Below are 14816 nucleotides of genomic sequence, written 5' to 3'. Positions count from 1 at the left end.
TCATCACCGCACCTCCCCGATCTCGAACAGTCCCGGCTCATCCCAGGCCACCCGAGGCGCATCCGTCGGTGCCACGACCTCCACCCGCAAACCTGCGTTCCTCGCCCGGTCCACGCAATCCCACGTGCCCCGAGACAGAGACCGTGCACCCGGCAGCGGGGCCGCCAGGACGAGGTCGGCGCCGCGGTCGACCATCTCCTGGTTGCGGATCGGGCCCGCGGCTTTGCCGTACCGCTCCCAGTCCGCGGGGTGCACCTCCTCCACCACGCGGTAGTCGGGGTCGCAGATCGGATGCTGGCACCACAAGTGCGTGTGATGGTCGCCGCCGGTACGGCAGCCGCCGTGCACGACCGTGATCACGCCTCCGTTGGGCAGACGGGTTGCGATCGCCGACCCGATCGCACCCCATAAGGCGTGGGGGTCGGGCCAGCTGCGGGAGCTGGTGGTCAGGAGACGGAAGGTGTCGGTCACGCCGCCCCTCCTTCGATCGGGGAGACGGAACCGAACAGCGCGTACTGATCGTCGGATCGGGCAGGCGCGGCTCCATCGAGATGGGCGGCGATCCGGCGGGCCAGGAACTCAGCGACCGGGACAGCCACGGCGTTGCCGATCATCTGTCGAACCTGCGTCTGATTCCCCACCCACTGGTAGGAGTCGGGGAACCCCTGAGCCCGTGCGCGTTCACGGTTGGTGAGCATCCGGTGGAACACGCCGTCGGTGGTGACGGTGGCGACGGCATGGTGGTTACCGCCCGCGGTCACGGTCGCCAACGGGAACCGGTCGGCCCGCCGCGGGTTCGCGTTGCGCCGGTAGGTCACCAGATGCGGCACATCACGTTCGGTGATCCGCTCGATCTGCGGGGACACGTACAGCTTTCGCGTGACCGGCCGGCCGGGATCAGGATCAAGGATCGACACGGCAGCCGGGGTCTGCACCGGAGGCAGAGACAGGTCGACTTCACCGTTGCGGGTGAACACCCCGAACCAGCGGCGCCGCACCTGGGCCACGGCGCCCGGGACCGCCGCGGCATCCAACACCGCGGACTGGTGCCGGTACCCGAGAGCGGCGAGACCGTCCAGCCACCAACGGAACAGGCTCCAGCGAGTGAACTCCTCGACGTTCTCCACCACGATCGCCTCGTACCGGTGGACCTCCGCCGCGGCGATCACCGCAAACGCTGTAGCCCGGTCGATCGCACCCGCGTCCTGCCGCAACCGCTCCACCTCCGCTGGAGGTTGCTTGCGCCCACCGGAGCGGGCATGCCACACACACGACGGAGACGCCCACAACGCTGTGGTACGGGGGAAGGTACGGAAGTCGGTCTCGGACAGGTTCGCGGTGACATGCTCGGTGTCCGGGTGGTTCTTCTGATGGGTCGCCACCGCGATGGGCCAGTGGTTGGCGCAGATACCCACGCGTTGGCCGGCGCGGCGGATTCCTTCGCTCGACCCACCGCCACCGCCGAACAAATCGGTCCAGTCGATCACTGCTCACCCCCGATCGGCTCGACACGGCCGTCATCGGACAGCAGCACCCACCGGCCGCGGCGGAAGACCTTCGTCTCAGCGGGGACTTCACCGTTGTCGAGACGCAGCCCGAGCCCACGCGCCCAGTCCGGGTTCTGCTCGGCATGGTCGTGACACTCACGGCAGAGCGTGATCAGGTTGTCCATCCCGAACGAGATCGCCGGGTCCGACGTGCCACCGGACTTGCGGGCGCGGCGATGCTGCGCGTCGAGCCGGTTTACCGCGCCACACAGCGCGCATCCGAGGTCTCGGGCGAACACGTCGCGCTTCGTTTCTTTCCACACGCGGCGGCCCAGCGAGTCCGGGTCGCAGCCGAGTACACGGGCGCCCTGGGCGACCGTGGTCTCCGCGCGGCGGATCTCCGCGATCACCGAATCGACCAATGCCTTGGCGGGCCGCTTGGTGCGGGGTTGGCGCTTCGGCAGCATCTGGCGGACCAGGTTGCGGGGATTGGGGTGGACGGTCATCAGTACTCCCCCCGACCGGCGGCACCGAACATGCTGACCACCGACTTGTTCACCGACTGCCAGGCGCGCAGCTCAGCCTCCAGTGCCCGCGCTGTGCGGTCAGCGAAGCGGTACGCAGCGTCGGCCACGTCTCGCCGCTCCCGCTCCGCCTGCGTCTTGATCTCGGCGCGGTACTTGCGCTCGTGCGCGGCACCGATGGCGTTCAGGTACGCGTGGGCGAACGCCCTGTCGTAGGCTCGATCAGCTTCGAGGAATGCCGTGTATGCCTTGTCGCAGGTGGCCACGCCCGCCGCAATACGATTGGCGCAGTCGCGGATCGCGTTCTCGATGGCAACCGGGTTGTGTTCGATCACGCCACGCCCTCCGGGTTGCGCATCTTCACCTGCGAGGCACGCTTGCGGATGAAGTCACCCAGCACCGTGGGGAACCCGCCGTCGTCCAGCATCGGGGCGCCGTCGAGCTGATGGCCCGAGACTTCCTCGAACAACTTCCTCAGATCGTCGACCGAATCGAGTTCCAGTGCCCGGCTGCGGTACTCCGACACCGACGGGATCTGCTTGCCATCGGCCAGGAATGTGGCGACTGTGGCCGCCAGTTCCATGTTCGGCTTCTCGAAGGCGGTGCCCGTTTCCACGCCTTCGATGCGCGACTTGGACACCGTGAGCGTGTTCGTCAGATCCATGTCGCCGATCAGGTCGAACTCGTACTCGATGCCGTCGCGCTGCACTGGTTTCAACCCGACACGCTTCGGCTCCTGCTTGCCGCGGTCGTTGGTTTCCAGCACGTACTCCTGCTTGGAACGGAGGGTGATGATCACGTGCCCCGGGTAGGCGAGGATGGCGTCGATCATGCGCCGCTCCTCCGGGCGCACCACCTTCCAGCCGGAAGTGAACTTGTTGACCCCGCTGCGCTTGTCGACCTGCTCCAACATGCCGTCGATGCCCTCCCAGTAGTGCGAGAGGGAGTCGATGATGACGACGTCGAACCCGGCGCCTTCCGCTTTGCCGAGGTGCTCGACCAGAGACAGCGGGGAGTAGGAGGTGGGCTTGATGGTCTTGAACCGCCACCCGTTGCGGCCGACGTACAGCGACGCCTTGCCGCGCTCGGTGTCGATCACGGCGATGTTCTCGCCCAGGCCATGAGCCAGCATTAGGGCGGTGAAGGTCTTTCCGCTGCCCGCCGGACCGGTGAGAGCGATACGGGCCTTCTGCGCTTCCTTCGTTGCTTCCTCGAATTCCAGGCTCATACCAGCACCTCCAAAGGGCGCGGCTCGGCGCCCTTGCGCTTGAACGCGTTCCTCAAGTCCTCGATGTCACGGGCGATCCGGGCGGCCCGCACGCCCAGCTCCAGGTCCAGTTCGTAGAACCGGACCCGCGGATCAGGCAGCATGATCGGGAAATGCACCAACAGCCCGGTGGTCGTGTCCAGGTCGGGATGGATCGGCCGCCGCTCCCCCGTCTCCTGGTCGTAGACCACGGCGGTGGCCAGGCCGGCGATCTGCGTCGTCACCGACATCGGGTAGCGCACATCCCACTTGCCGGTCTTCAAATCCGACACCAGCACACGGCCGTCCGGCAGCTGCAACAGGTAGTCCAGCGATCCCGCGCGGCGCAGCTCGTCGTTGACGACGAACAGTTCCTGCCGCAGGAACCGGATCGGCGCCACCGCGGCCTTGTACTCGGCCAGCAGCGGCTTCAGGTGGTCTTGGACCAGCCGCGGTTCCTGCCCGCGGTTCACCAGCTCGCCGAGCTTGTGGAACTCCGACCCAGCGGACGCGGCGACATGCTGCCCGGCCGTGGTGCGAGCCTGCTCGACAGCAGCCTTGAGTCGGTCCTTCCCGGAGTGCGCGACCCCGCCTTCGTCGGCGTTCCAGGGGTCACCGTCGTACTCGTTGATCAGCGTGACGATCTCCGAGCGCGCCGCCGGATCGAGCATCACCCCGACAGCTGCCTGCGCCGCAGCCCAATCGACAAGCCCCTCTTTGGTGTCCAGGCTTTTCGCGATCGCCGACATGCGGGCATAGGGCACCGCATCGGGAGAGTGCCACCAGCGCTTCGGCTTCCCCCGGCGGTCCTTGCCATCCCGCCATTCCCCGGTCAGTGGGCCCCTGCCCGGCGGCATCACCCACGGCTGATCCAGGTAGTTGCGCTTGATCTTGTAGTCGGTCAAAGGGTTCCCCTCGATCGGGCCGCCATCGCCTTGAGGCGGTCGGCCAAGATGTCGATGTCGTCGGCGGAGTAGTCGGCGCCGAACACGCCGTAGCGGTCTCTGGTCTGGTGGTCGATCTCGTTGCCGATCAGGCGGATCCGTCCACCCGGGTCGAGTTCGAACACGGCTTCCGAGAATCCGTTGTCCGGCAGCGCGTAACGCCACTCCGCGAAGTCGTGGATGTAGGTCATGGCGCCACTCGCTGCGGGATCGGCGCGGCCATGATCCGTTCGGCCGCGTCCTTGGCGATGTGCGCGACCGCCTTGCCGTCGACCTTGCCGTAGAGCAGGCCGTTCAGTGACCCGTGCTTCACCCCCGTGAGCTCGGCGATCTCCGGGTTCGTCAGACCAGCCCGCTGCATCGCACGCACCTTCTCGCGCGGCCCCTCGGCAGGGACGAGCCCGCAGCACGAGGGGCAGAGCAGACGCCGGGAACGCGTCTCGAACGCAACCCCACAACTGCGGCACGCCCGGCCCCGCTTGAGCCGAGGCGGCCGTCCTAGGTACTCCCGCAGCTTGTCGCGGTCGCTTTCCAGCCACATCCGGAACCCGGCACGAATGCCGTACCGGTCCCCCATGTCGTCGGCTTCTCTGCCGCACATCTCCCGGACCGGGCAGCGCACGCACACCCTGATCGCCTCAGCGGCTTGACTGTCGGTGGCCGGGAAGAACTGCTCGGTGCCCATGTCCCGGCAGGCGGCTTTGCGCCGCAATTCGCCGCTCACTTCGCTGCCTTCTTCTTCGCGGCACGACGGAAGGCCGCATAGCAGCGCGCGCAAAGCCCACGAGACCCGTAATGGACATCTCCAGGCTTGGCGGAGGTCTTCGGCACCATGCTCACCCCGCATTTCCGGCAGTTGCCGGGGTTGCGGATCAGATTGCCGGGCACATGCTTCGGGCGCTTCTGCTTCTTCACCGGATACTCACGCAGACCGAGCATGTCCAGGAACGTCCCCAGCTCCTCGGCGTTCTCGGCGTAGTGCGCCGCGGTGAGCCGCGCTTTCGCCTGCTCCTCCGGGTTGTCGGGCTTCAGCTCCCCCACGCCGCCGCGGAAGTTGACGATCAGCTGATTGGTGTCGGTCACGACTTCCTCCCATCACGTGCGCGCCGGGCATCGCGATAGCGACACGTGCGCTCCATCTCCTGCCACGACATGAACCCGAAAGCCCTGGCGATGGCGTCGAGTTCTTCCTCCGTCGCGACGCGGCCGTTCTTGAACTTCACGCTCACCACGACACCCCCGTTTGCTCGTCGACCCACTGGTCGTGTCCGCGGTCCCATGCAGCGGTGTCGTCGAACTCCTCGGGCTCGTCCTCGGGTTCGGCCGGGGCTCCGGAGAATTCGCTCGGGAGGCCGGCGACTGCGCAGATGCCGACACCGAGCAGGACTCCGATGGTGACCAGCTCCCAGGCGCGGGCGAGCAGTTCGTTCAGCAAGGTCACAGCGCACCCCCGATCACCTTCGGCGCCTGCGGTTCACTGCGGTCGATCGCGGTCCGGCGACGCAGCTCCGGGTCGGTGTGGCAGTCCAGGCAGGTGCAGTAGGCGTACAGGCACACGTGCATCCGGAACCCGGTGCGCCGCTGGACGGCTTCGATGCGCCCGTACCAGTAGTCACGCATCGTCGTCTCCCATCGCCTCGGCGACGGTGTCGAGCAGGGAGAACGGAGTCATGGCCTCGAACCAGTGCTCGGCAGCGGAGGCCAGGGCCAGTTCGTGCACCGGCAGCTCCTCGGCATGTCGCCGGTCGGCGCGCTCGGCGGCGGCCTCGTACGGGCGGAACCAGGGCTCACGCGCGGCCATCGGACACCGCCTTCAATTCGCCGTGGCCCTTCTTGAACACCCGAACGGAACGGCCGGTCGCGGACACGTAGACCGTGATCTCCTGGCCGGTGGCGGTGCGGATGCCGACGACCACGCGGCCGTCGATCTCTGTCAGCCGAGTTACTTCCGCCGGACCCCAGGCGAATCCGTACTGCGTCGAAGCGCAGGGCAGATGCTCAGCGGCCATCGGACACCTCCAGCCCGGTGCGGAACTTCCCGCAGTAGCAGCAGCCGTGCTTGTGCACCGCCGCCGCCAGCGCGCAGTAGACGCCGCTGGAGGTGTCCGGCTGCGGACTGAACGTGATCCGGCCGTAGTCGTCCTCGAACGCGACCTCCCCGGTCTCCGTCCACTCGTGCACATCGGCCGGGCAGGAGGTGGGGATCTTGTTGAGGTGGGCGGCGATAGCGCGGCGCCGATCCAGGGAGTCAGACACGGTCACTTCTCCCCCTCCCTCATGCGCTTGGCCGCCTCCAACAGGACGGCCTTCTCCTCGGCGATGCGCCGTTCGATCTCCTCCGGGTCCAGCAGCCGCCGCATACCGTCGGCGATGAGTTGCCGCGCCAACTGGGCGACGCTCACCTTTTGCAGCGCGGCGAGGCTGGTGAGCATTGCGTGCTCCTGCTCCGGAATCCGGACCGTGAAAGTCATGGACGCCACTACTTCTCCCCCTTCGAGGGCATCCGGACCGCGACGACTTTCCCTCGTTCGGTGTCGAAGGACGCGCCGCGCTCAGCGAGGAAGTCGAACAGGAGACCGAACTGGGCACGCGCGGAATCCCGCTCGGCCTCTAACTTGGCGATGCGGACAAGGTCCGACTCCAACTCGTCGATGCGGTGCTCGGCGCCGGAGTTCATGGCTTGGAGGTCCGCGATCCGCCGCTGAGCCGCCCGAAGCCGCTCGCCCAGGTCGGAGACGTTCTCCCACACCGCCTGCCAATCGCCGTTGCGGTTCTCATCGATGGCGTCGTGCATTCCGGTGGCGTCGAGGGCGATGTCGTTCAGCTCTGCGATGGCCTCGCCCAGGAACTTGCCGCCCTCGCGGGCCTGCTCGACCTGCCGCTCCAGCTCGGCGACCCGGGCGGCGAGACGACCCCGCTCGTGCAGAAGGTCACGCCCCACGTCGGATGCCAGCCCGACCACAGCCACCGAGATCTGCGGTGTGAGTCCGGCGTGGTGGACGGCCATCAGGTTGTCGATCAGCTCCGCACGGGTGAGCCTCCGCCACTCGTCGCGGGAGTCGAGGATGTGCTCGATCCCGGCCTGGATGGCTTGGAAGACGCCCCCGTAGTCGGCGCGCTGCGAGACGTCTTCAGCCAGGCGCTGGGCGTCTGCGATCAGTTCCTCGGTCATCGGGTCTCCCCCTCGTTCCGGCCGTGCTCGGCCATCCAGGTGTGTGTCGGTGTCCACTCCGCCCACCGGGCCACGGCAGCGGAGGTGGTGAGGTCGTCAGCGGACAAGCCGCGATGCCACAGCTGCGGCAGATGCGGGTGAGGAAGATGCGGGAGTCTCATGCCGCGATCACCGCCCCGTTGGTGCGGATGAGCCGCTGGAACTCCACCGCCACCTCGTGCTCCGCAGAACCCAGCGGATAGGTAGCGGCCGTCTCGGCGAGGAACCCCCGCCACTCCCGCTGCGACAGCAGCATCAGGTCGCGGGCGATGTCGAAGCCCGGGTGGCCGACGAGGGACATCGCGTAGGAGATGCAGGCGAGAGTTGCGCGGCCGGAGATCATCGGGTCACCGCCAATGCGCGGTACCTGCTGATGCCCCAGACGATGGCGTGGCAGGCGCGCAGGTAGTGGATGTCCCAGTCCCGGAGGTTCCACTCCCACGTATCGCGGAACTGGAAGGTCTTCCGGCCACTCACCGGCACGTACTCGAAGCGCTCCAAATTCGCGTGAGCGTCCTCGATGCAGTAGGAGCATTCCAGGACGTCTTCACGGATCGCCTTGAACAACTCCCGCCGTTCGCCGTCGTAGTCGTCGCGGCGCTCCCAGAAGTACTCGACAACCTGGCGACGGAACTCCTCATCCGAGAACACCATGGTCTTCCGGCCCGCGCGGATCTTCTCGTCCCAGTAGCCCGGGTTGATCGAGCCTTCGCTACTGCCGGAGAAGAACTCGAACATGTCGTCGAGGCGGGCGAAGACGTAGTTCCCGATATCGCCATTGATCGCGAGGTTGCCCGGCCAGGTGACGAGCTCGAACCAGCCGCAGGCACCGCGCGTACCGAACTGGAGGTGTCGGTACAGGCCCTCGTCGTGCAGGATCGTCATCTCGAGCTTTGCGGCGTAGGTGAGGAAGTTGCGGTAGGAATCCGCGTAGTCGTCGATCACTGGACCGCCGCCTCGGACTCGTCGTACACCCGGATCTTCGCCGCGTACCCGCGCGCGTCCTCGATGCTCTCGGCCACGAAACCGCCCAGCATCGACGCAGCGGCCCCCAACCCCCGCGCGGTCCAGTCGATGTTCAGTCCACCGAACTCGGGGTCGTCGTGCGGGTAGCGGTTCCACATCTCCGACCACGGCTCCAGCGCCCGGAACCGCGCCGCCAACGCTTCGGTCCGCTGCTTCAGCGCCACGTACTCACCGGCCAGCGAGTCCAGTTCGTCCCGCAACTCCTCCGGGGAGTGCAGGGGCTCGCGGAGCAGCAGCAGCGGCCACAGCTCCCGCGCGGCCACAGCCGCATCGGAGTCGGCCGGGTCCTCATCGAAGATCGTCAACAGCAGGTCGCGGATCTCGAGATCGGTGTGGTCGTAGGCGAAAGAGGCCAGTCGGCGTGGCATGGAGTCGTAGGGCTCTCGGAACCAGTCCGCCAGCTTCCGTTGGCAGGCAGGGGAATGGATGACCTTCATGGGGTAGACTTCTTTCTCGCGTGTTGTTTTCTGGTGGTCGTCGGAGTGGGGCTCCGGCGGCCATTTCCCTTGTCAGGGGAAGTTGGTGGCACGCCCCGGACCGCCGAGATCGCCATCACGTGACGGTTCGGGGCGTGCAGCCTCACTACGCAGCGGGTGAGGCTGTGGTGAGGAATCAGGGGAAGAAGGCTCGACGTAAGCTGCGGCCGACCACAGTGCGTTCGCGATCGTCCGAACCTGCTGGTTCGACAGCGCGTACCAGTCCGGCCAGTACTGGAACTGGAGCGTCGAGGAGACGTAGACCCCGCCGTCGCAGGTGAAGATCTTCAGGCCGTTGTCGTCGTGCCACCACTGCATCTCCGAGCGGTGACTGTCGGTGGTGTGCTCGATACGCAGCGGGGTACGGGAGATGTACGCCTGCGACGCGATGGACGCCAGGCGTTCGATCTCCGCGTGGAGTGTGCGGATAGCGAGATCCGAGCCGGGGAAGTGGCTCACGTTGTCGCTCACTGCTGCTCACCCCCGCCGGATTGGGACGCACCCTCGGTCTCGACAGCGGTTCTCTGCAGCTCGCCGGAGCCCTCCGGGTGCGTCCCGCCCTCGGCAGCGGCAGAGGGGGCTGCCGCGCAGAGGGAGACAGAAGCGGTCAGGTACTCGAACTTCCCGTACCACTCTGGGTTCGCGGCGGCGTGCTCCTGGCACTCCGCTTGAAGCTGTTCGGCCCCTGCGGCGCCGGTGAGATCCCGGACGATGCGCAGGTTCTTCCCCTGCTTCGCCAGCAACAGGAACCCGATGGACTCCGGAAGGTGACCGGCCTCGGCGAGGGCGTCGGCGTAGTACTCGCCCATCGCCCGGTAGTGGTCGCGAAGCCAAGCGTTGTCCAGCGTTTCCCACTCGGGGCCGGTGGTGCGGCCCTTCGTGTATGCCGCGCGGGCCAGCGTTTCGGCGATGTGTTCGCGGTCGCTCATCGCTGCACCCCCTCGTCGGGCACGCGGGGATTCAGGGCATCGGCAGCGATGCAGTAGCTGCACCACCGCTTCCGGTCGGCGCCGAACTCGTCCGGGCAGGCCACTGCCGGATCACCGTTCGAGCAGGGGTTACTCGCGATCAGGAACAGCGCGTCGTACCAGCGCCGCAGTGCGGCGGTCTGCTCGTCGGGCATGTCCCGGCGGGGCGCGGCGAGGGGTCCGCTGCCATCACCGCCGGGACGCCCACCCTCGGCGGCAGGGGGGACCGCGCCGAGGGAGCTTGACTTCTCGCACTTCTTGCACAGAGGCAGGGCGTTGATGTGGTACTGCTTCAGCGGCTGGCCCACGCAGTTATCCCCTGGCCGGACGGCCACGGTGTGGCACAGCGTGTACCCGGCATTCGGCTCGGCGAGGTGCCTCTTCCGTACCGACCAGCTCGTCACGTTGACGTGGCTCATCTCCGCCCCCTCTTGATCGCGTGAGCGACGAGAAGATGCACAGGGAAGGAGAGGATCAAGCCGACGGCGACAGGAGTCAGGAGGAGGATCACGACGCACCGCCGTTCGCCCACTGCTCCGCCTGGTTCACGCCATCGGTAACGGAGGCGTTGTACTGGTCGATCATCGCCCGATCGGCGGCGAGTGTCCGTTCGGCCGCGAGCGCGCGGCGATGATCCTCGGCAGCCTCCGCATTGATCACGGCGATCAGCTGCTGGATCTCCTGCGGCGTGCACTCACGGAACCGCTTGCCTAGCCGCCGCCAGACGATGGCATCGACTCGGCGTTCACGCTCGGGATCGATCGCCTCGGAAACCGACTCGCCCCACGGGTTCATGCCGCACCGCCCTTGATGCCGACGGTGATCCACAGGCCGTCGTTGGTCATGTCCTCTTCGACCTCGACCAGCGTCGCGGCGTCATGGTGGTCGGCGGGATGCACGTCGTGCGCCCACCAGCCGCCCGTTGGGCACTCGAACCAGTGAATGCCGGTGTCGCAGACCATGCAGGTAGCGGTGATCAACTGATCGCTCATGCCGCACCGCCATCGAGGCGCAGCTGCCCGGAGAGTCCGCACTTCTCGGCGACCTGCAACGCGAACTGCTGGCGGACATACAGCGTCTGGCGCACCTGCCCGTTGTGATGCCGCGGCGCTTCATGCTGGGGACGCAGGTCGAACCAGTCAAGATACTTGGCGTACGCGCGGTACTCGTGCTCGGCGATCTTCCGCTGTTCGGTCTCCGACCAGCGCTCACCGATCAACACCCGGTAGATCAGCTTCCTGTCCACCAGCAGCGCGAACGCCTGCGGCTGCGTCAGACCATGCTGCGCTCCCCACACCTTCACCGTCGCCGCATCGTCGTTCGCGACATACCGATCGTGGTAGGCGACAGCCGGGGCGGCCGACTCCAGAGCAGCGGCCATGACCGCCTTCTCCTCCTCGATCTCCAGCACCATGCGGGCCAGATCCGCCTTCGTGACAAGCTCGGCCTGCCGACGAGGCTCCAGCTCGGTCACTTCCGCCTCACGAGTGCGGATCGCGAAATACGCCTGCGCCGCGGCGATTGCGGGCTTGCGGGGGTCGCCATTCATCACCGTCAGGTAGGCACCGAAGCGGGACAGTTCGTAGTCCTCGCGCTCCTGCTTGCCCAGGTTGCCGACGTCGACAAGCTGACCGACCTGCACAAACTCCGAATCAGGGTTCGCTCCGGAGTTCTGCGCGGCGATCTTGGCGCGGTCGATCGCGGCGGCGAAGTTCCGCCACGTCTCGTACTCGACCACCTTGCAGAGGTCGCGAGCCGACCAGTACTCCGAGCCGTCCGGACGGGTGCGCTTGATCGCGTCGAACGGAGAGGCATCGCGAGCGGGGACAAGGGTGCTCATGCCGCCGCTCCCTTCTGTGCGGCGGCTCTGTCGCAGTCCGAGCGCTCGAACGCGAGCAGCATCTGTACGGCCGGAGCCATCGAGCCCTGGGGGAAGTGCTTCATCTGTTCGTCGATCCACGCCTGCATAGCGGGGTCGACGGCGGGACGTGGTTTGCTCACGACGCCTCCGCTTCCGCGTCGTCGGAAGGTATGAGATCCTTTGGGTCGCACTGAATGGCTTCAGCGACAGCCTCGATTTGCGCTGTGTCCCAGGGGGCGAAGCCCCGCACGCGCCTGTTGAGCGTCGAGAGAGGAATGCCGGTGATCTCAGAGAGAGAGCGGACCGATAGGCCGGACGCTGTGATTGCGCTTCGTAGGCCAGTCGCTACTCGTTGAGACCAGCCGGGCTGATGTGCCATATGAATCACGATACGCTCATTTGGCACATTCGCAAGGGTGCAGCGCGCAATCTTGCGACTTGTTGCTGCTAGGACACCCTTACCGCCTCTGGAAGTGACCTCTTTTCCATTTGGCACACCCTGTCCTACTCTCAACGGGTGGCTACGAACCCTCGCGGCGTCGGAGAACTGACTCTGATGGTCGCTACCGAAGTGCGCGTACAGCGCGCGGCGAAGAAGCTCGACCAGAAGGTACTCGCCGAGCTGGCCGGCATCCCTCGGCCGACTCTGAGCAGGATGGAGCGAGGACTCGTTGCGATTGACATGGAGCAGCTCGATAGGCTCGCTCAAGCGTTCGGAATGACCCCAGAGGAATTCATGGCGTCAGCTCGGCGCACCGCCGAGGCGCAGAAGAAGCGCGATCCGGTCTACTTGCCGGACGGGTCGATGGACCCTGCCATCGCCAATACCGTGCCGCCCTCCGAGGAGCACATGGAAGAACTTCGGCGGCGCAGGCGGTCTTCATAGTCGCGGTGCACTCTCACGTCGGTCGCCCACCCGACCCTCGAGTCGTACTTCCAGCCAGCTAGAGCGGCCCGCCCGGCGAAGCAGACTCGCTCCGCCATCACCAAAAGGAACTGCTTCTCGTCGTCGCGGATGCCCTCACGCGGGACGGCCTCCACGGGACTCCCGTGCACGTGCACGATCACCGTACCGATGATGAACCAATCGCCCCGCACGGCAACCGTTCCGCACGGTGGGGAGATTTCGATGCCGACCAGCCTGGCGAGATCGTCTGGCGTCGAACCTAACTCGGGTTCCATGCTGGTCATAGGGCTGCCCCTGCTAACGAGCCTGCCTCATCCGTGTTCACATCGTCACCCCTCAGCTACCAGACCCTGCCCTGATCGTTTACTTATCAACCGTGCATCAGATCATAATGAGCGCAGGTCGGGCAGCCTAGAGGATTCAGAGGGATTCGTGCATGTATTTCCGGCCGGTAACGGGGATGATCATGGGCAAATATGCAGCAAGCCATAGGGTTCGACTCGTGGTACGCACGGTAATGGCTACACCCCAGACCATGAATGCCCACGATATGGCACTGTTGAGTCAAGGGCGATTCATGCACCGGTCATGCGTAGTTCACGGACTACGCTGCCGTAGCTAATATTCCGAAAAGTCCGAATCGTTACCGTGTCGTGAGTAACGCCCCGCAGTTCAGGCTGCGGCGAACAGCGGGCGCACCTCCACGCCGATCTCGCTGTACGGTCCGCGACTACCAACCCGGACGATCCTCACTTCCACCGAGCGACGGATGATCTCGCGCTTCTGCATGAGGCCGCGTCTCGCCCACCGCCTCCGGGCATCGGGGGCGATGCTGTCGGCCACCAATGGATCCACAGCGGCGCTCATCGCGTTGATACGCCCCTGCGCCTCCTCGATCTGCCGCTCCAACTCCTCCACATACGTCGAAACCGCGATCGCCGACATCCGAGTCCGGGCCGCGTCTTTCACGTACTCCGTGATCTCGGTGCGCAGCTGGTCGATCGTCGCCAGCTCGTCATCGATCGAAACCTCATCGTGGGATGCATTCGCAGCGAACAACGCCAGCGTGTCCGGCCGCTCGAACAGCTGCATCAACAGCTCCTCCACATGCACGTTCACGCGAACGATCGCACGGCTCACATGCCACTTCGGGCAGCCGTAGTACGGTTTCGTCTTCGGCCCCCCAGGCGACGGAACCTTGGCCTCCATGTGCGCATTGCAGACGCCACAGCGGGCGATGTAGCTGAGCAGATGAGCGGGAGCTGATCCCCGCGCCGTGACCCGGCTAGGGTGCATCAGTTCGCTACGCAGCCGCTTGTGCTGCTCCGGCGTGATTATCCCCTCCCACGTACCCGGCCCGGACACCTTGCCCTTGTAGGTGCGCATCCCGGCGTAGGTCGGATTGATCAGCAGATCACGCAGAGAACGTGGGTCGAATCTCCCCTTCCCCCCTACGGCTTCCCACCGCGGCGCGAGGTCAGCGCTCACCGACCGCAACGACTCCCGGTTCAGAACCCGCTGCGCCGCCAGCCGAATGATCTCCGCCTGAGCGGGGATTGGCTCCCGGTTGAGCGACTTCCCGGTGTCTGGATCCCGAATGATCCGATACCCCTTCGGTAGCTTCCCGTGCGGCTTGCCGTCCTCGAGCGCCTCCTGCACACCGCGGTTGACGTTCTCGCTGATGTCGTCGGACTGCTCCTCGGCCCTCATCGCATCCGCGTTCGCGGCACGGCGATCGGCAGGCTTCGACAGGTCGTAGGTGCGGTTGCCGTACCGCCACAAGGTTCCGGTCTCGATACACAGCCGACGCAACGGAACGTAGTCGTCGAGGTCTCTGGCTGCCCGGTTGTTGGCGAAGGTCCACAGCAACTCGGCCTTGCCGGCGCCGATGAAGTTCTTCGTCTGAATGAACCCCGGCCGCTCCTGGACGCGGCGATACCGACTGGCGGACAGTTTGTCACTGAACACAGCCACGACCACCGCGCCGAGGTTGGCTAGGTCGCGGCGGCCGACCTTCTCCTGATCCTTGACCGACTTCTCACCAGGCTTCGACACCCGCGCGTAGATCACGGCTCGCAGCTGAGCGGCAACCTCGAGGCGCGCCCGCCTGGCTTCCCGTACTCGTTCTGTCACACAGCGAGAATACCCCCCTATTGACAGATATCT

The 14816-nt window shown here is 66.2% G+C and carries 32 protein-coding genes; 1 reads left to right on the top strand and 31 read right to left on the bottom strand.

The genetic code is table 11. The features are described from left to right. Nucleotides 1-3 precede the first annotated feature (3 nt). From ON19_RS43210 to ON19_RS44905, 29 genes are all read right to left on the bottom strand, one after another. Nucleotides 4-471: an SLOG family protein gene (locus ON19_RS43210; RefSeq protein ID WP_063709529.1), complete on the bottom strand. Its 468-nt coding sequence runs from the start codon at nt 469-471 to the stop codon at nt 4-6. After that, nucleotides 468-1487, bottom strand: coding sequence for a DNA cytosine methyltransferase (locus tag ON19_RS39440; RefSeq protein WP_063709528.1), 1020 nt, complete (start codon nt 1485-1487; stop codon nt 468-470). Before ON19_RS39440 ends, ON19_RS43210 begins: the two co-directional genes overlap by 4 nt. Continuing rightward, entirely contained in the window at nt 1484-1993 is a 510-nt protein-coding gene (locus tag ON19_RS44235) for an HNH endonuclease (RefSeq protein ID WP_227955067.1), read from the bottom strand. The genes ON19_RS39440 and ON19_RS44235 overlap by 4 nt, the downstream gene beginning before the upstream one ends. Continuing rightward, nucleotides 1993-2346, bottom strand: coding sequence for a hypothetical protein (locus ON19_RS33990; protein WP_043702454.1), 354 nt, complete (start codon nt 2344-2346; stop codon nt 1993-1995). Before ON19_RS33990 ends, ON19_RS44235 begins: the two co-directional genes overlap by 1 nt. Next, nucleotides 2343-3239: an ATP-binding protein gene (locus tag ON19_RS33985; protein WP_043702451.1), complete on the bottom strand. Its 897-nt coding sequence runs from the start codon at nt 3237-3239 to the stop codon at nt 2343-2345. The genes ON19_RS33990 and ON19_RS33985 overlap by 4 nt, the downstream gene beginning before the upstream one ends. Next, nucleotides 3236-4162: a hypothetical protein gene (locus ON19_RS33980; RefSeq protein ID WP_063709527.1), complete on the bottom strand. Its 927-nt coding sequence runs from the start codon at nt 4160-4162 to the stop codon at nt 3236-3238. Before ON19_RS33980 ends, ON19_RS33985 begins: the two co-directional genes overlap by 4 nt. After that, complete coding sequence (locus tag ON19_RS33975; protein WP_043702449.1) at nt 4159-4392, bottom strand: hypothetical protein; 234 nt, start codon at nt 4390-4392, stop codon at nt 4159-4161. Before ON19_RS33975 ends, ON19_RS33980 begins: the two co-directional genes overlap by 4 nt. Continuing rightward, the gene (locus tag ON19_RS33970; RefSeq protein ID WP_043702446.1) at nt 4389-4925 is read right to left on the bottom strand and encodes a WhiB family transcriptional regulator; all 537 of its coding nucleotides are present in this window, start codon (nt 4923-4925) and stop codon (nt 4389-4391) included. Before ON19_RS33970 ends, ON19_RS33975 begins: the two co-directional genes overlap by 4 nt. Then, the gene (locus ON19_RS42520; RefSeq protein WP_043702444.1) at nt 4922-5284 is read right to left on the bottom strand and encodes a hypothetical protein; all 363 of its coding nucleotides are present in this window, start codon (nt 5282-5284) and stop codon (nt 4922-4924) included. Before ON19_RS42520 ends, ON19_RS33970 begins: the two co-directional genes overlap by 4 nt. Continuing rightward, nucleotides 5281-5430, bottom strand: coding sequence for a hypothetical protein (locus ON19_RS42515; RefSeq protein WP_157229978.1), 150 nt, complete (start codon nt 5428-5430; stop codon nt 5281-5283). Before ON19_RS42515 ends, ON19_RS42520 begins: the two co-directional genes overlap by 4 nt. Next, entirely contained in the window at nt 5427-5642 is a 216-nt protein-coding gene (locus ON19_RS33960) for a hypothetical protein (protein WP_043702442.1), read from the bottom strand. The genes ON19_RS42515 and ON19_RS33960 overlap by 4 nt, the downstream gene beginning before the upstream one ends. Beyond that, nucleotides 5639-5821 (bottom strand): hypothetical protein, encoded by a 183-nt coding sequence (locus ON19_RS33955; protein WP_043702440.1) that lies wholly within the window; start codon nt 5819-5821, stop codon nt 5639-5641. The genes ON19_RS33960 and ON19_RS33955 overlap by 4 nt, the downstream gene beginning before the upstream one ends. Further along, entirely contained in the window at nt 5814-6002 is a 189-nt protein-coding gene (locus ON19_RS33950) for a hypothetical protein (protein ID WP_043702437.1), read from the bottom strand. The genes ON19_RS33955 and ON19_RS33950 overlap by 8 nt, the downstream gene beginning before the upstream one ends. Next, nucleotides 5989-6210, bottom strand: a complete 222-nt coding sequence (locus tag ON19_RS33945) for a hypothetical protein (RefSeq protein WP_043702434.1) — start codon at nt 6208-6210, stop codon at nt 5989-5991. Before ON19_RS33945 ends, ON19_RS33950 begins: the two co-directional genes overlap by 14 nt. Continuing rightward, on the bottom strand, nt 6200-6463 hold the full coding sequence (locus tag ON19_RS33940) for a hypothetical protein (RefSeq protein ID WP_043702433.1): 264 nt from the start codon (nt 6461-6463) through the stop codon (nt 6200-6202). The genes ON19_RS33945 and ON19_RS33940 overlap by 11 nt, the downstream gene beginning before the upstream one ends. Continuing rightward, nucleotides 6460-6672 carry a toxin-antitoxin system HicB family antitoxin gene (locus ON19_RS33935; RefSeq protein ID WP_157229976.1) on the bottom strand — a complete coding sequence of 71 codons (213 nt, stop codon included), beginning with the start codon at nt 6670-6672 and terminating at the stop codon, nt 6460-6462. The genes ON19_RS33940 and ON19_RS33935 overlap by 4 nt, the downstream gene beginning before the upstream one ends. Nucleotides 6673-6680: 8 nt before the next feature. After that, the gene (locus ON19_RS33930) at nt 6681-7373 is read right to left on the bottom strand and encodes a hypothetical protein (RefSeq protein ID WP_043702429.1); all 693 of its coding nucleotides are present in this window, start codon (nt 7371-7373) and stop codon (nt 6681-6683) included. After that, nucleotides 7370-7534, bottom strand: coding sequence for a hypothetical protein (locus tag ON19_RS42510; protein ID WP_157229975.1), 165 nt, complete (start codon nt 7532-7534; stop codon nt 7370-7372). Before ON19_RS42510 ends, ON19_RS33930 begins: the two co-directional genes overlap by 4 nt. Beyond that, a complete protein-coding gene (locus ON19_RS33925; protein WP_043702426.1) occupies nt 7531-7755 on the bottom strand; it encodes a hypothetical protein in 225 nt (74 codons plus the stop codon). The genes ON19_RS42510 and ON19_RS33925 overlap by 4 nt, the downstream gene beginning before the upstream one ends. Continuing rightward, the gene (locus ON19_RS39435; RefSeq protein ID WP_051169584.1) at nt 7752-8357 is read right to left on the bottom strand and encodes a hypothetical protein; all 606 of its coding nucleotides are present in this window, start codon (nt 8355-8357) and stop codon (nt 7752-7754) included. Before ON19_RS39435 ends, ON19_RS33925 begins: the two co-directional genes overlap by 4 nt. Next, nucleotides 8354-8875 (bottom strand): hypothetical protein, encoded by a 522-nt coding sequence (locus tag ON19_RS33915; protein WP_157229974.1) that lies wholly within the window; start codon nt 8873-8875, stop codon nt 8354-8356. The genes ON19_RS39435 and ON19_RS33915 overlap by 4 nt, the downstream gene beginning before the upstream one ends. Before the next feature lie 72 nt (nt 8876-8947). Next, the gene (locus ON19_RS33910) at nt 8948-9385 is read right to left on the bottom strand and encodes a hypothetical protein (protein WP_043702421.1); all 438 of its coding nucleotides are present in this window, start codon (nt 9383-9385) and stop codon (nt 8948-8950) included. Then, the gene (locus tag ON19_RS33905) at nt 9382-9843 is read right to left on the bottom strand and encodes a hypothetical protein (RefSeq protein ID WP_043702418.1); all 462 of its coding nucleotides are present in this window, start codon (nt 9841-9843) and stop codon (nt 9382-9384) included. The genes ON19_RS33910 and ON19_RS33905 overlap by 4 nt, the downstream gene beginning before the upstream one ends. Next, the gene (locus ON19_RS42505; protein ID WP_157229973.1) at nt 9840-10301 is read right to left on the bottom strand and encodes a hypothetical protein; all 462 of its coding nucleotides are present in this window, start codon (nt 10299-10301) and stop codon (nt 9840-9842) included. Before ON19_RS42505 ends, ON19_RS33905 begins: the two co-directional genes overlap by 4 nt. 88 nt (nt 10302-10389) lie before the next feature. Next, a complete protein-coding gene (locus ON19_RS33895; protein ID WP_043702412.1) occupies nt 10390-10677 on the bottom strand; it encodes a hypothetical protein in 288 nt (95 codons plus the stop codon). After that, a complete protein-coding gene (locus ON19_RS33890) occupies nt 10674-10874 on the bottom strand; it encodes a hypothetical protein (protein WP_043702410.1) in 201 nt (66 codons plus the stop codon). Before ON19_RS33890 ends, ON19_RS33895 begins: the two co-directional genes overlap by 4 nt. Beyond that, on the bottom strand, nt 10871-11620 hold the full coding sequence (locus ON19_RS33885; RefSeq protein ID WP_157229972.1) for a phage antirepressor KilAC domain-containing protein: 750 nt from the start codon (nt 11618-11620) through the stop codon (nt 10871-10873). The genes ON19_RS33890 and ON19_RS33885 overlap by 4 nt, the downstream gene beginning before the upstream one ends. 98 nt (nt 11621-11718) lie before the next feature. Then, a complete protein-coding gene (locus ON19_RS42500; RefSeq protein ID WP_157229971.1) occupies nt 11719-11883 on the bottom strand; it encodes a hypothetical protein in 165 nt (54 codons plus the stop codon). Then, entirely contained in the window at nt 11880-12122 is a 243-nt protein-coding gene (locus tag ON19_RS44905; protein ID WP_083899839.1) for a helix-turn-helix domain-containing protein, read from the bottom strand. The genes ON19_RS42500 and ON19_RS44905 overlap by 4 nt, the downstream gene beginning before the upstream one ends. Before the next feature lie 177 nt (nt 12123-12299). Between ON19_RS44905 and ON19_RS44900 the strand changes: the two genes are divergently transcribed. Then, nucleotides 12300-12629 carry a helix-turn-helix domain-containing protein gene (locus ON19_RS44900; RefSeq protein ID WP_083899838.1) on the top strand — a complete coding sequence of 110 codons (330 nt, stop codon included), beginning with the start codon at nt 12300-12302 and terminating at the stop codon, nt 12627-12629. Here the strand turns inward: ON19_RS44900 and ON19_RS43055 are convergent. Beyond that, nucleotides 12530-12934 carry a hypothetical protein gene (locus tag ON19_RS43055; RefSeq protein ID WP_043702405.1) on the bottom strand — a complete coding sequence of 135 codons (405 nt, stop codon included), beginning with the start codon at nt 12932-12934 and terminating at the stop codon, nt 12530-12532. The genes ON19_RS44900 and ON19_RS43055 overlap by 100 nt on opposite strands. 388 nt (nt 12935-13322) lie before the next feature. Further along, nucleotides 13323-14783 carry a recombinase family protein gene (locus ON19_RS33875; RefSeq protein ID WP_083899837.1) on the bottom strand — a complete coding sequence of 487 codons (1461 nt, stop codon included), beginning with the start codon at nt 14781-14783 and terminating at the stop codon, nt 13323-13325. Nucleotides 14784-14816 lie beyond the last annotated feature (33 nt).

The sequence above is a fragment of the Nocardia abscessus NBRC 100374 genome, from assembly GCF_000308455.1.
In the GTDB taxonomy this organism is placed as follows: Bacteria; Actinomycetota; Actinomycetes; order Mycobacteriales; family Mycobacteriaceae; genus Nocardia; species Nocardia abscessus.
This window is presented reverse-complemented; position numbering and strand designations above follow the sequence as displayed.